This window comes from Dyadobacter sp. 3J3, assembly GCF_009801115.1.
Taxonomy (GTDB): Bacteria; Bacteroidota; Bacteroidia; order Cytophagales; family Spirosomataceae; genus Dyadobacter.
This window is the reverse complement of sequence record NZ_VTOL01000002.1, coordinates 604324-618791: the sequence shown is the minus strand read 5'-3', so window position 1 is coordinate 618791 and position 14468 is coordinate 604324. Positions and strand designations below refer to the sequence as shown.

Below are 14468 nucleotides of genomic sequence, written 5' to 3'. Positions count from 1 at the left end.
TGATCCATATTTTAAGGGAATTTTGTCTTGTTGAAACTTTAATAAGGTTTGGGATATGGCAAAGTCTAAGATTGGGATCGTCGATCTTGAAAGAGAGGCGGTTGTGGAAAATAGTGGATATTCAGGTAAGAAGAGTAAGGTTGAAATTTGGTCTTTATGTGGGATAGTTTTACTGTTGGTGGTTTCTATCTTCAGTTCAACTGTTGCAAGAGGGCAGGGTGGCTATCAGCTTAGCCTGACAGAGGCGATCGAATTTGCGAGAAATCAGAACAAATGGGTACAGGCTGCGGGTATCGCGGAAAAGGCTGCGGGTGAAGATTTGAAAGATGTTTACAAAAGCGCATTGCCAGTCATTAATGTCGGTGGCTCATACCAGCGTTTTTCGGATCTAACGCTTTTTACGGAAGGATTAAGTCATGCAAGTACCGGAGCGAGAAGACCAACACCGAATGCCGCGACCCTGGGCATTGATGCCTTATATACGATTTATAGTGGTGGAAAGCAGCTTGCTTTGCGGAGCGAGCAAGGTTCGCGTTTAAATGCTGCAAAAATTAATACCAAAGAGCAAACGGGGATAATTGCGCTGCAAACGGCGTGTCAGTACTTTGATCTGGTAAGGCTTAATGAGCAGCAGAAGTTTGTTTTAGAGCAACTTAAAAGAGCCCAGACGCGGATGAGTACGATTAATTCACTTTATGAAAATGAAAAGGTCACCAGAAGCGACGTTCTTCGGGCGGAGGTTAACTTATCAGGCGTTGAACTTTCCCTGGAACAGAATCAAAATGATATAATGATCGTGAGCCAAAAACTGGATATTTTGCTTAATGTTCCTGATTCGGTTAGAATATTACCGTTAGACTCTGCCGGGATGGCCAGGCCGGATATGCGGTCGCTGATCCCGTTGATTGAGGTTGCAGGAATATCTTCTTATGTTTTACAAAAAGCTGCTGAAAATATTGAAGGCCAGCGTGCAAGGGTCAGGGCGCTGCAAAGTGGTAATAAGCCAAATCTGAACTTATTCGGTGCTTATGGGTTGAATTACCCAAATTATCTTTTCTTTCCGCCGGTTGATCAGGCCTATGCAATAGGGTTTGTAGGACTGAAAGCGCAGTATAGTGTTTCGTCACTTTATCATAATAAAGCAAAGGTGGCATCAGGTAGATTAAAACTGAAAGAATTGGAAATACAGCGTGAGGCTTACCGGGATAATGTACAGACGGAGATCGGGTCTTATTTTATAAAGTATGGTGAAGCACTAAGCAGAATAAAAGTTAATGAGCGGTCTGTAGAGCAGGCGCGTGTAAACTACCGTATTGTTTATACGAAGTATGTGAACCAGCTTTCGTTGCTGACCGACCTTTTGGATGCGGATAATCTTTACCAGGAATCCCGGTTTAATTTGGTAAAGGCGCAGACAGATGCGTTTACTATTTACTACCATATTCTTTATAGCAGCGGAAAATTATAAAAAAGCATTGGAAACATGGAAAAGATCAATAATAAAATACATCCGGGAAACCTTGTCATTTCGGTTATTTCTGTAATTGTAATTCTGACAGGGGCAGGATATTTCTTTCGATACTGGCAGTATAGCAGGGATTATGAAGAGACGAACGATGCACAGGTGGAAGCCTACATTAATCCGGTATCGGCAAGAATCGGAGGATACATCGAACACGTAAATTTTGATGAGCATCAGCTGGTAAAAAAGGGAGACACACTGGTTATATTGGATGCGCGTGAATACAAGGCTCAGCTGATGGCAGCAGAAGCGGGCGTACAGGATGCATATGGGCAGCTGGCAGTACTGAAAGCAGGTATTCTTTCCGCTGAAACAGCTACACATGTTAATCGGGATCAGATTAATGGGACGCAGGCCCGTTTTGTACAGCAACAGCAGGATATCAAACGGTATACCAATCTGGTAAAGGAAGAAGCCGCGACAGGCTCGGATCTGGAAGTGGTGAAGGCGCGCTATGACGTAGCAGCAAGTGATTTCAGTGCTGCGCAAAATAGCCTGCAAACGAGCCAGGTACGAATAGCAGAGCTTAAAACTCACTTTACCTTGTTGCATGCGGAAATTAAGCGCAAAGAGGCCTCAATGGAATTGGCGAGAATTAATTTGTCCTATGCAATAATCCTGGCGCCGTATACGGGAAGGCTGGGTCGTAAAAATATTCTGGAAGGTCAGCAGATTCAACCTGGGCAGCCATTGGTCAGTATCATTAACGAAGGTAAAAAATGGATAACTGCAAATTTTAGGGAAACGCAGGTGGCTGGAATGTATGTCGGGCAGCCTGCGGAAATACGGGTAGATGCAATTGGTGAAAAAGTTTTTAGTGGTAAGGTTGCAGCCATCGCAGGTTCTACGGGGGCACGTTTTTCACTTTTACCGCCTGATAATTCCACCGGTAATTTTGTCAAAATCATTCAGCGTGTACCGGTTAAAATTGAATTTGCCGATGGGCATGGCACCAGGATTCTTCCGGGTATGAATGTCAGTGTTGCCATTAAAAAAAGAATATACTGATGAAACCGGTTTATTTTAAGAATTGGATAACAGGCTGGAGTTGGGGTGTACGCATCGCGTTGTTTTTAATGCTCTTGTCAGGTTTGGCACATCTGGGAATGTTTGTAATGACCCAGAACTACCTTGTTGGTTATCTTGGCGCGCAGCCGGAAGATATATCGTTTGCCATCATGTCAACTTATGCGGGCATTATAACGGTTTTGCCGGTACAGTTTCGTTTTTTTAAATACTTTGAAACAAAAGGTTATTTGTTGATCAGTATAATGCTGGCAATTTTCCTGGACGGCCTCTGTCTTTATTGTCAGGATATTAATTTATTTCTGGTCATCCGTTTTTTTCAGGGCTTGCTGGCAGCCAATGTGATCGTATTTTCTTTGATGCTGATCTTTTCGCAATTGCCGCCGCAGAAGGTGCAGATAATTGGTCCGGCAGTATTTTATGGAACAATGCTAAGCAACATAGTTCTGATTGGTTTAGTGGGCGGTTTTGTTGTGGAATCTGCCGATTGGAAGGTAACATACTATTATCTGATCCTGTTTGAGCTGCTGACAATGGTTATGGTTTTGATGATGTTAAGAAAGTCGTCAGGTCATAAGCCTTATCCTTTATATCAAATCGACTGGCAGGGAATGATCCTGTTTGGCTGCGGTGCTCTGGCTGTGGCTTATACCACTATTTACGGATCAAAGTACTATTGGTTTTCCGACGCGAGAATATGTTTCAGCGCTTTTGCTGCTGTGGTCGGGGTATCGTTGTTTTTGTACAGACAACACATGGTTAAAAGACCCGTAATCCATCTTGGCGTATTCAAATCGGTGAATTTTGTAGTGGCCCTTTGTCTTCTTGCAATTTATTACGGAAGTAAAGACAGCGTCAACCTGGGGTATAACTATGCTGGCGGTGTACTAAAATGGAGTACGCTTCAGGTGATTGAACTGGGACTTTGCAATATGTCAGCGATGGTAGGTATGTTGGTTTTTTCTATTCAAATGTTACTAGCGAAAAAGAGCACAATTCGAGTGCTTCTGGTGGCAGGTTTTGGCCTGTTGAGTACATTCAACGGGTGGATGTCAATATTACTGACACCGGACTTATCGTTCACAGATTTGCTGCTTCCGGTGTTTGTACAGGGAATGGCCTCGGGACTTTTATTTGTTCCGATTATGATGTCTGTACTTTCTTCGGCACCGGCCGGTAGCGGTATGAGCGGTTTGATACTTGCTGCCTGCACAAGGTTTACCGCGACATTACATTCCTTTGCCGGATTTTATAATATGCAGTTGTATTTTAACCAATATTATAAAGAGGGATTTCTTACTTATCTCTCATTGGAAAATCAAAATACAATTACGTGGCTGGATAGCTACAGGTCGGGGTATATTTCAAAGGGATTCTCAGCAGACCAGGCCTCAAGCCTGGCAAGTGGAGCTATCTGGCAAAGTCTCACACAGCAAAGCCAGCTTCTGACAAACCGTGCAGTGTTCATGATTTTTGGTGTATTGCTGGCTGCTGTGGCTGTTCTGATCCTGGTGATTCCTGCTATCAAAAAGACTTTTGTGGATTGGAAAAGACTAGGGGTGGTTTGTCCTGGTCAAAGAGAAGTTGGGAGTGGCTCTGCTGTTTAGTAGCTGGTTTTCAATTTAATGCGCATTTAAAGAATATTTTACAAATTACTATTAGATGATATGTCACCAGACTTTGATTGTTCGATCAGTTCCCCGTTTGCCAAAGGCATCGCTTTTAAAAAACTTCATAAAGATGGATTGCCCTTTTTTGTGCCCAACGCCTGGGATGCGGGCTCGGCAAAATTATTAACTGATATGGGCTTTTTGTCCCTGTGCGCCGTCGCTGGTGCCAGGATGGCAAACAATGGAATGAAAACAAGTTTAAAAAGAGATGAGGTATTGACTAATGCGTTTAATATAGTGTCGGCTACAAATTTACCGGTAACGGCCGATCTTGAAAACGGTTATGGAGACTCTGCCGAGATTTGCATGGAGACTGTCATTCTCGCATCAAAAACCGGATTGGTAGGGGGTTGTATTGGAGATTTTACCGGTAATGGTGAAAAGCCAATTTATGATTTCTCTCATGCCGTTGAGCGCATTATTGCTTCCGTGGATGCGGCCAGAAGTTTGCCCTTTCATTTTACATTGACAGCAAGCAGTCAAAATTATCTTCATGGTATTGTGGATCTTAACGATACAATCAAACGGCTTGTTGCCTATGCAAACGCTGGTGCCGATGTGCTGTTTGCACCTGGAATCACCAAAAAGGAGGAAATAGAGGAAATCGTGAAAGCTGTTTCGCCGCGTCCTGTTAATGTTTTAATGGGATATACCGGTTTGGACCTGACCATGGGCGAATTGGCAAAAGCTGGTGTTTGTCGTATCAGTATGAGTTCATCTTTTGTACACGACACCTCTGGTGATATTTATCTCGATGCTCTCAGGTGGCAGAAAAAGCTTAGGTTCTAGGTTTAAAAATGTAATGATAGCTTCAATTAAAAAGCCTTTTGTTCAGGTAAGATAACACAAAAGTGAAATCGGCTCATTGACGTATAGAGCTATGAGGTACTTAAAAATATGTATTTAAAATAATGTTTTTTCGGCTGACTGTTTTTAGGGACGATGCGTTCGGCTGTAGGTGTAAAGATTTCCGGGTTGACCTGACTAATGATCCGGGCGCGGCAAGACCAAATTTAGTATAAACGATATGTGTCATGATGAACATGAAATTAGATGATAATGTAGAAGCGGCCGAGGTTGATGCGGCAATTTCGAGAGAAATCAGTGGTTCGCAGGCGGTTCTTGAGGCTTTAATAGCAGAAGGAGTCGACACAATTTTTGGGATTCCCGGAGGTGCAAACATTGCAATTTATGATGCGCTGTATGATAACAGTACTCAGCTCAATCATGTTCTGGTTCGGCATGAGCAAGGTGGGGTGCACGCTGCGCAGGGTTATGCACGTGTTTCGGGAAAGGTTGGTGTCGTTTTTGCAACAAGCGGACCCGGGGCAACTAACATTCTTACCGGTGTAGCAGATGCACAAATAGACAGTACTCCTCTGGTTTGTATCACAGGGCAGGTATATTCGCATTTGCTTGGAACAGATGCCTTTCAGGAAACAGATGTTATCAATATGTCGGCACCCATAACAAAATGGAACTATCTTATAACCCGTGCAGAAGAGATTCCTTCCATTCTTGCGAAAGCGTTTTACATAGCCCGTAGCGGCAGGCCTGGTCCTGTTTTGATTGATATCACCAAAGATGCGCAGCTCCAGAGTTTTAAGTACGAGGGATATGTTAAATGCAACGATATCAGAAGTTACAGGCCGCGTCCCATTGTCAAAACCGATGCGGTGCAATCGGCCGCAGCACTCATTAACGCAGCAGCCAGACCATTGATCTTATGGGGACAGGGAGTAATATTAGGTAGCGCAGAAAAAGAATTTCGGGTATTTGTAGAAAAAAGCGGAATTCCGGCGGCCTGGACAATACTGGGCGCAGGGGGTATTCCGACAGATCATCCTTTAAATGTTGGGATGCTGGGTATGCATGGAAATTATGCGCCGAATGTGCTGACCAATGAATGTGACGTTTTGATAGCAATTGGGATGCGATTTGATGACAGGGTCACAGGCCGTCTGGATAAATATGCAAAACAAGCCAAAATAGTTCACCTGGATATAGACCGGTCCGAAATCGGTAAGAATGTCACGGCAGACATCGCGGTCTGTGGAGATTGCAAGGAAACACTTCCTTTACTTACAACGTTGATTCTTTCCAAGGAACATGCCGAATGGGTAGGCCGATTTAAAAGCCTTTATGCTGAGGAGTTTGATACAGTAATTCATAAGGAATTAAATCCGTCGGAGGGTGAACTGACGATGGGCGAGGTGCTAAATCAATTGAATGCGCTAACAAAGGGTGAAGCGGTGATTGTTTCAGATGTAGGGCAAAACCAGATGGTTACCTGCCGGTATGCCAGGTTTAACAACAGTCGGAGTAATATCACAAGCGGCGGGTTGGGAACCATGGGTTTTGCATTACCAGCGGCAATAGGATCGAAGTTTGGAGCGCTCCAAAAGGAAGTGATTGCAATTATAGGTGACGGAGGTTTTCAGATGACTTTACAGGAGCTCGGGACAATTATGCAGACCGGGATTAGTATCAAAATAGTTATATTGAACAACCGTTTCTTAGGAATGGTAAGACAATGGCAGGAACTGTTCAGTAATTCCAGATATTCCTTTGTAGATCTGGAAAGTCCTGATTTCGTAGCCCTGGCAGGTTCCTATAAAATTTCCGGAAAATTGATTTCTGAAAGGCAGGAATTGGCAACCGCCTTGAGTGAAATGCTAAGCCATAAGGGATCGTTTCTTTTGGAGGTAATGGTAAAAAGAGAAAACAATGTTTTCCCGATGATCCCGCAGGGAGCGGGGGTGGGTGACATCAGACTGAGATAAAATGTTATTAATCACTATTCAATATGACTAACTCGCTGACTGATATTATTTCAGAAAACCTGACGATCGTTTTCTGTGGGATAAATCCAGGCCTTAAATCGGCAGTCGATGGGCATCACTTCTCAGGTAGGAGCAACCGCTTTTGGCGGGTTCTTTATCTGGCCGGCTTTACTCGCCACGAAATAGAGGCCTTAGATGACCAAACATTATTGGAATATAGCTATGGCCTGACGACAGCTGTGGAGCGCCCAACGACGAAAGCGGATGAATTGTCGAAAGAAGAATTTAGCATGGCCCTGGCTGGGTTCTCTCAGAAAATAAAGACATATAAACCCAGGTGCATCGCTTTTTTGGGTAAGGCAGGTTATTGCGCATTTTCTGGGAAAAAGAATATTGGGTGGGGATTACAGGATGATAGGTTCGAAGGATATATTGTCTGGGTTTTACCAAATCCAAGCGGGCTTAACCGTGGTTTTAGTCTGGGCGCACTGGCAGCAGCCTATGAAGAAATGAGAATGTATTTTAATGCTTTAAATTAATGAAAAAAGACTGACAAATTGCGGCATTACGGAAATCTCCGGATGGACGGAAAATATAATTTGGAATTGCATGCATTTTCCGGTATTTACTAATCGTCATTGATTTTATCTGTGAGATTATTAGAAAAATAATCGGGTGGTTAAATATTTAAGTTGGATTTTCTGTTTTCGCCTTTTCAAAAAAAAGGATAATTTAGAAGTTTGAATCAGCCCAACCTCATCATGGAAGCAAAGGAAATATTGAAACAACATGTTAGAAAAACAGCGATACTGAGTGATGAGCAATTCGAATATTTTTTTTCTCACTTTAAACCAAAATCCTTTAAAAAGGGGCAGGTTCTGATCAGTGAGGGGGAAAAGGTGGATCAAGAATTCTTTGTAATATCCGGATGTCTGAAGGCTTTTTTTATCAATGATCAGATTAAAATGTATATTCTTCAGTTTGCTATGCCAACTTGGTGGACCTCTGATTACGGCGCTTTATATAATCAAAGTAAGGCCACGATCGGTGTCGACTGCATTACCGACGCGGAAGTGCTCTGCCTTTCCAATCAGGATCGCGAAAAGCTTTGTAACGAATTGCATCAGGTTGAACATTTCTTCCGCTGGCGGACTAACAAGGGATATCTTGCTTCCCAAAAAAGGCTGTTGTCTTTTATGAACAACGACACAAAAGCACGCTACGAAGAACTGCTGGCAATGTATCCCCAGCTTTATAATCTGGTCCCCAAACACCTCATTGCCTCCTACCTTGGCGTGTCGCGCGAGACACTCAGCAGACTTTACAATAACCATAAATAATGCCGTTTACGATTGTGATCTAGATCACGTAATCCACTGAATTTTACTGAGGTACTTTGTGCTATCAAATTAAATAACAATTGATAAAACAAAGAACATGGAAACCAGAACATTTGAAGTCGCAAGCGCACGAAGTAACATTAACTGGACGGGCAAAAAAGTAACCGGCGCACATAATGGTACCATTGCCATTAAATCCGGAACAATATCATTGACTGATGATAATCTTGGCGGAAATTTTGTCATTGACATTGCCTCCTTAAAGATACTGGATGTGACAGATCCGGCCACCAACGCACAATTCGAAGGTCACTTATTTTCTAATGATTTCTTTTCAGCAGACCGCTTTCCCGAAGCATTTTTCACCATTACCGGTTCTGCCAAAACCCAGGAGGGAAGCTATTTAGTTAGCGGTAATCTGACCATCAAAGACATTACCAACCCTGTCACCTTTTCTGCCGATTTGCTTATCGATGATGAAACGCTCACTGCATCAGGCAAAATTATCGTGGACCGCACGCTCTATAACATGAAGTTTCGCTCAGGAAATTTTTTCCAGAATCTAGGTGATACATTGATCTACAATGAATTTGAACTGGATGTGAAATTGACTGCTTTAAATACCCTTTAACTTTAAAGCCATGCCATACATAAAAATTGAGGTGACCCGGGAAGGCGTTACCCGTGAACAAAAACAAGCGCTCATAGTAGGAGTGACTAATCTGATCACGGAAGTGTTGGACAAAGATCCAAAGCTCACGCATGTAGTGATACAGGAAATTGACCTTGATGACTGGGGTTATGCGGGAGAACAGGTATCCGTACTCCGGGAAAAAGGAATCACCGCCCACAGATAGTTTCAGCAAAAATATTTAAATTATTATGAAAACACAAACGATCATCGTAACCGGCGCATCTACGGGCATCGGTAAGGCGATAGCAGGTTTATTCCTGGAACACGGACATAATGTAGTCATCAACGGGGCCAATAAATATAATTTACAGGCAGCCTTTGAAGAACTTGGGCATCACGATCGGCTGGTGCCGGTGGCAGGTGATATCAGTCATACAAACACTGGTGAAGCATTGGTTAAAGCAGCCGTAACACGGTTCGGCCGTGTAGATGTACTGGTCAATAACGCTGGTATATTTGAGCCAAAACCGTTTCTGGATGTCACCGAAGCCTATCTCGACCAGTTTTTAAACGTCAATTTAAAAGGTACATTTTTCACAAGTCAGGCTGCGATCAGGCAAATGCTCAAACAAGGTGAAGGCTCGATTATTAATATAGGAACCGTATTGGTTGATCATGCAATTGGCGGTTTCCCGGCTACTGCACCCATATCAAGCAAAGGTGGCATTCACGCACTGACACGTCAGCTGGCAGCTGAATTTGGTAAAAATAACATTCGGGTCAACGGCATTGCACCAGGAATTATCAGGAGTCCGCTGCAGGCAAAAAACGGTGTTAGTAACGCAGACAGCCTTGCTGGTCTTCACCTGATTGACCGTATCGGCGAAACCAATGATGTAGCCGAACTTGCGCTGTACCTGGCGGGCAGCAGTTTTATAACCGGTGAGATCATCAATCTTGATGGAGGCCACGTTGCTGGTCATCATATGGCATAACTACCTGATCAGCAATAAAATATTATAGGTATGCGGAGATGCATCATGCAGAAACGCATACCTTATGCCCCAACCTCTAAAGAAATGAACAATTACACAGATAATGTATCGGCAGTATTGTCAAAATATTTTGACGGCGTTTTTAATGGCAATATCGAATTGCTCAGACAGGTATTTCACTCAGAGGCGCTTGTAGCCGGTGATGTAAATGGGTCACCTTATTTTAAAAAACCTGGCGAATATCTCGATGACGTTAAAAACCGCAAAAGCCCATTTGAGCTGAACGGGGAGTTCAGGATGGAAGTACTGGCAATAGAAATTATTAATTCAATAGCAATTGCCAGTGTACATATGCCGATGCTTGATTTCAATTATTTTGATCTGTTTTTGTTGAACAAGATCAACGGAGAATGGGTTATCGTAAATAAATTACTAACTGATGTAGCCGACTGAGCCATGTGGAATGAATCGAAAATAACCGGACTGTTAGGGATTAAGTATCCAATTCTGCTCGGCCCTATGGGTGGAGGATTTTCAACGCCTCAGCTGTTGGCTGCAGTCTCAAATGCAGGCGGACTTGGCAGTTTTGGAGCCTACACCTTTACTGCTGAACAGATTTTGGAAGCCGACAAGGCGATCCGGATGTTGACCGACAAGCCCTATAATATCAATCTCTGGGTTTCAGATGTTGACGAGGGGCTGGCTGATTTTTCGGAACAGAGCCTTACCAAAATAAAGGAACTTTTTCAACCTTATTTTGATGAGCTGGGGATTCCAATGCCAAATCTGGATACGAATATTGCGTCCAAATTCGAAAAACAGGTAGAAGCAATTTTTAAGATCAGGCCTGCGGTTTTCAGTTTTATATTTGGCATTCCGTCAAAGGAGATTCTTGACGAAGCGCGCAGACTTGGAATCAAAACCGTTGGTGCAGCCACTACCCTGGATGAAGCCTTGTTGCTGGAAGAAGCAAATGTTGATGCCATTGTGGCGGCAGGATTTGAAGCCGGCGGGCATCGGCCTTCATTTCTGAGGCCGGCAAGCGAATCATTAACCGGCACATTTGCCCTGATTCAGCAATTGAAAGCAAAAGTCAAAACTCCTGTGATAGCCGCTGGTGGAATCGTAGATGGCAAAGGCATTGCTGCTGCCTTTACATTAGGCGCAGATGCCGTACAATTGGGAACGGCTTTTCTGGTTACCGACGAATCTAATGCTTCGCCTCTTCACAAGGCAAAGATTCTTTCGGATGAGGCAAAATACACAGTGCTTTCCAAGTCGCTTACTGGCAGAATGGGCAGGATGATCCGAAACCGGATTTCAGAAGAAGTCAGCAACGAAACGGAAGTGCTACCTTTTCCGCTTCAAACCAGGCTGATTGGACCGCTAAGAGAAGCTGCCCTTTTACGGGGAAAGAAGGATATGATTAACTTCTGGTCCGGGCAAAAGACGGTTAATTTAAGACACACCAAAGCGTCGGAGCTCATGGCGTCGTTGGTTGCAGAAACAAAGGAGATCTTACGGTATTAAAATATTCCTCCTATATTTGGTCAAACCTGTTCAGAATCCAAAAGCTTTTATCAGCTGATGAACAATTCTTTTCCCCAACCTTTTCCACGAAGAATTAAATTTGGTCGAAAGTCAGTAATGTATCCCTCAAGTTCGGAATTAGAGATAAGCTGGCTTGCGAAGGTCTTCTGCTTTTTATAGCCTCCAATCAAAAACTGGCGGTAATGTACCGGATTGATTTTTTTGATGGCGGGAGTTGCTTTGTCGTCTTATTTGTAGAGCCGTAGTGGTAGGTCTGGACGGCTCCATTAGCGATAATCCCAATTGAAAGTCCTGAACCATTCGGATTTTTGAAATGCGATATTACTAGGCCATCAACCAATCTATCTGTCGGAGTTTTTATTGTATTATTTTTTTGACGTTTGGGGCTTCTTTCAAAAGCACGATGGGAACATTTGAAAAGCCAAAAGTTGTGCATTTGTTGCTGGCAACTGCGAGGGTCATTTTCATATCTCTCGTTTCACAATCTAACCAGTAGAAGGATTTTTCGTCTGCTAAGGACTGTAATCTGGCGCTTAGAATGTTGCCTGAATTGCGATTGCTCCTTAGAAAACCGGAAAGTTACTTCTCTGTGATGTGATTAGAAAAAGTGGTGTCTGCTAATTGATATATTCCCCTAAAATCATTTCGGTTGTACCTGGTGACTATGGAATCCTTGACTTTGTCAAGGTCTGGATTGTTTATCCGGGATAAACAGCAATTCCATTCGAAACACAGGAAAGAGATATTAAGTAGAAATCGACATTTTCGCATTTTAATGAAAAATGCGAGTTAAGAGTTATATACGGGTGGAAAAATGCAGCTTCGATTTTCCCGAAAGGATGCACAAGTAATCCTTTGGTAGAACGGACCTTACTTGCACGTTGAATGTCAGTCTTCTCAATTAGGTAATTGAAAGAGGATTCTATTGGCTGCCTAACAGAAGATACTGTGCATTTTTAGCGTTTGGAATCACTATTAATATTCTGATAATAAATCTTTTACTCTATAATTAGAACGACTTGGTATCGCTATTTCTCCCCAATTTTCAACCCTTAATTCGCATTAATTACAGATCAAGAGTAATTGCGCCTTTTGGGACAGCAGAGCATATAAGCACGTTCGCATCTGCAGCAGGGGACAGTGGTTCAGATAAATAGGTAATTTCCCCATCTATCAAACCTGTTTCGCAGCGGTGGCACACTCCTGTACGGCATGACCATTTAACGGGAACGTCACAGGCTTCTGCCGCTTCCAGCAGATTACCAAAGTGTGGACTCCACCGGAATGAAATTTTACTTTTAGCAAAGGTAACGAGTGCACCATGGCCGTCATTTAAAATGGGTAGGTGCGCTATTTTTCCCTGATCTGCAAATTGCAAAGGATCGCTGACAAATTGCTCCAACTTAATTTGTTTTTCAGGTATTCCTATTATTTTGAGAGCATCCAGAGTATTCTGAATATACTTTGAGGGGCCACAAATATAATATTCACTTTGAGGTTGCAACCCCTGTTGCGATAATATATGCAGATCAAGATGTCCTTCGATATCATAATCAACTCCTTTATGTTCCGTCTGACCAGGCGCGCTGAATATTGTCAATTGATTAAATGACGAAAGCTGTTTCGCTAATGACCTGATTTCGCTACGAAAGATTTCATAGTCTCCATTTCGAATGGAATTGATAAACAAAATTTCCCTGGATACCCTTTGATGTGCAAGAGAATATAACATGCTGATTAAAGGCGTAATGCCGATGCCTGCACATAGAAAGACCAAAGGACTATTATTGTTGGAAAGTGTAAATGCTCCTCTGGGCGCACTAATCTCAATAATATCACCTTCTTTCAACAGGTCATGCATATATGCACTTCCTATTCCATTACATTCACGTTTAACAGCAATTCTTAGATTGTCTGAACTTGGTGGCCCGCATAGGGAATACGTCCGAATTACTTGGTCAACTGTATCCTTTGAAGGGATCCGAACTGCGATGTATTGTCCTGCTAAGAAGTTCGGGGATGGAGTTCCATCCAGCCTTGCAAATTCAAAAGACTTAACGCCATTGCTTTCTATTTGAATGTGTCGAATAAAAAATTGTTGGAATCCTGACCAGGCTGTTTGGCCTGACGATAAATCTGTTAAACCGGCATTTCCATTAAGGCTTCCGACTTTGAATGTATTTAGTAGATTTAAGAAAGATGTCCTCCATCCCTGACTTAGTGCATTGATCTTTATTGCTTTTTCTAATTCATCTGTTGGATGGTCTTTCAGGTAAAGTAAGCTGTCAATCCGGGTGATGCTCATTTGTTCTTCGCCAGCCTTAATTTTTCTTATTATGTCCCCCGCGCAAACCTCTCCTTCTTTAATCACACGCATATAAAATCCGGGACGGTGATGAGCTACCAACAACGCAGGCATTTCCGGAATTCCTGTGCTTATACCTACCTTAAAGCAGGTAACCCTGGGCTGAGTCACTTCAAAAATAGCCGACCCTACCTGGAAATGGTCACCGATACAAACTTGATCATCAGCAAGACCATCGACTGTAAGATTCTCACCGAATTGCCCATACTTTAGATCTTTTTTCAATAAGGATCTCCAATATTGATAAGACTGGATTTGATAAACCATAACAGCCCGATGCTCTCCACCATGTGCAATCAGGTCTGCCTGTGAATCTCCGTCTAAATTGAGGGATCTGACAAAAACACGGCCAGCAACTGGCTCTTTAAAAATAGAAGTCGTTACTTTCCGACCAGACCATTCGATCTCACAAGGCCTGCTTACATTTACAGAAATCACTTTCATACATTTTGTAATTTGGAATGAATTGGCTATATCTATAATTTAGTTTTGACAGGAGCGGCATTATATGCTTTTCTGAAAGGTAGGTAAAATGCGAAAAGTCTTTAAACCCGGATCTGAATATATTTCCGAAGGGTTCTC

The 14468-nt window shown here is 42.8% G+C and carries 13 protein-coding genes; 12 read left to right on the top strand and 1 reads right to left on the bottom strand.

The window, feature by feature from the left end; all coding sequences use genetic code 11:
• Window positions 1-55: 55 nt before the first annotated feature.
• The 12 genes from FZF08_RS06495 (at window position 56) to FZF08_RS06440 (ending at window position 11500) form a co-directional block, all read left to right on the top strand.
• Window positions 56-1468 (top strand): TolC family protein, encoded by a 1413-nt coding sequence (locus FZF08_RS06495; protein WP_159467812.1) that lies wholly within the window; start codon window positions 56-58, stop codon window positions 1466-1468.
• Window positions 1469-1483: 15 nt separating this feature from the next.
• On the top strand, window positions 1484-2530 hold the full coding sequence (locus tag FZF08_RS06490; RefSeq protein WP_159467811.1) for an HlyD family secretion protein: 1047 nt from the start codon (window positions 1484-1486) through the stop codon (window positions 2528-2530).
• A complete protein-coding gene (locus FZF08_RS06485; RefSeq protein WP_159467810.1) occupies window positions 2530-4155 on the top strand; it encodes an MFS transporter in 1626 nt (541 codons plus the stop codon). Before FZF08_RS06490 ends, FZF08_RS06485 begins: the two co-directional genes overlap by 1 nt.
• A 60-nt stretch (window positions 4156-4215) precedes the next feature.
• Window positions 4216-5007, top strand: a complete 792-nt coding sequence (locus FZF08_RS06480) for an isocitrate lyase/phosphoenolpyruvate mutase family protein (protein ID WP_159467809.1) — start codon at window positions 4216-4218, stop codon at window positions 5005-5007.
• A gap of 254 nt (window positions 5008-5261) precedes the next feature.
• Window positions 5262-7001 (top strand): biosynthetic-type acetolactate synthase large subunit, encoded by a 1740-nt coding sequence (gene ilvB, locus FZF08_RS06475; RefSeq protein WP_200837044.1) that lies wholly within the window; start codon window positions 5262-5264, stop codon window positions 6999-7001.
• A 23-nt stretch (window positions 7002-7024) separates the two neighbouring features.
• On the top strand, window positions 7025-7540 hold the full coding sequence (gene mug / locus FZF08_RS06470) for a G/U mismatch-specific DNA glycosylase (protein WP_159467807.1): 516 nt from the start codon (window positions 7025-7027) through the stop codon (window positions 7538-7540).
• Window positions 7541-7762: 222 nt separating this feature from the next.
• Window positions 7763-8341 (top strand): Crp/Fnr family transcriptional regulator, encoded by a 579-nt coding sequence (locus FZF08_RS06465; protein WP_159467806.1) that lies wholly within the window; start codon window positions 7763-7765, stop codon window positions 8339-8341.
• A gap of 97 nt (window positions 8342-8438) precedes the next feature.
• A complete protein-coding gene (locus FZF08_RS06460) occupies window positions 8439-8972 on the top strand; it encodes a YceI family protein (protein ID WP_159467805.1) in 534 nt (177 codons plus the stop codon).
• 10 nt (window positions 8973-8982) lie between these two features.
• Window positions 8983-9198 (top strand): 4-oxalocrotonate tautomerase family protein, encoded by a 216-nt coding sequence (locus tag FZF08_RS06455; protein ID WP_159467804.1) that lies wholly within the window; start codon window positions 8983-8985, stop codon window positions 9196-9198.
• 25 nt (window positions 9199-9223) lie between these two features.
• A complete protein-coding gene (locus tag FZF08_RS06450) occupies window positions 9224-9970 on the top strand; it encodes an SDR family NAD(P)-dependent oxidoreductase (protein WP_159467803.1) in 747 nt (248 codons plus the stop codon).
• Between the two features lie 84 nt (window positions 9971-10054).
• Window positions 10055-10423: a nuclear transport factor 2 family protein gene (locus FZF08_RS06445; RefSeq protein WP_159467802.1), complete on the top strand. Its 369-nt coding sequence runs from the start codon at window positions 10055-10057 to the stop codon at window positions 10421-10423.
• A 3-nt stretch (window positions 10424-10426) separates the two neighbouring features.
• Window positions 10427-11500 carry a nitronate monooxygenase family protein gene (locus FZF08_RS06440; RefSeq protein WP_159467801.1) on the top strand — a complete coding sequence of 358 codons (1074 nt, stop codon included), beginning with the start codon at window positions 10427-10429 and terminating at the stop codon, window positions 11498-11500.
• A gap of 1087 nt (window positions 11501-12587) precedes the next feature.
• Here FZF08_RS06440 and FZF08_RS06430 read toward each other — a convergent pair.
• Window positions 12588-14330 (bottom strand): MOSC and FAD-binding oxidoreductase domain-containing protein, encoded by a 1743-nt coding sequence (locus tag FZF08_RS06430; protein WP_159467800.1) that lies wholly within the window; start codon window positions 14328-14330, stop codon window positions 12588-12590.
• Between the last annotated feature and the right edge of the window lie 138 nt (window positions 14331-14468).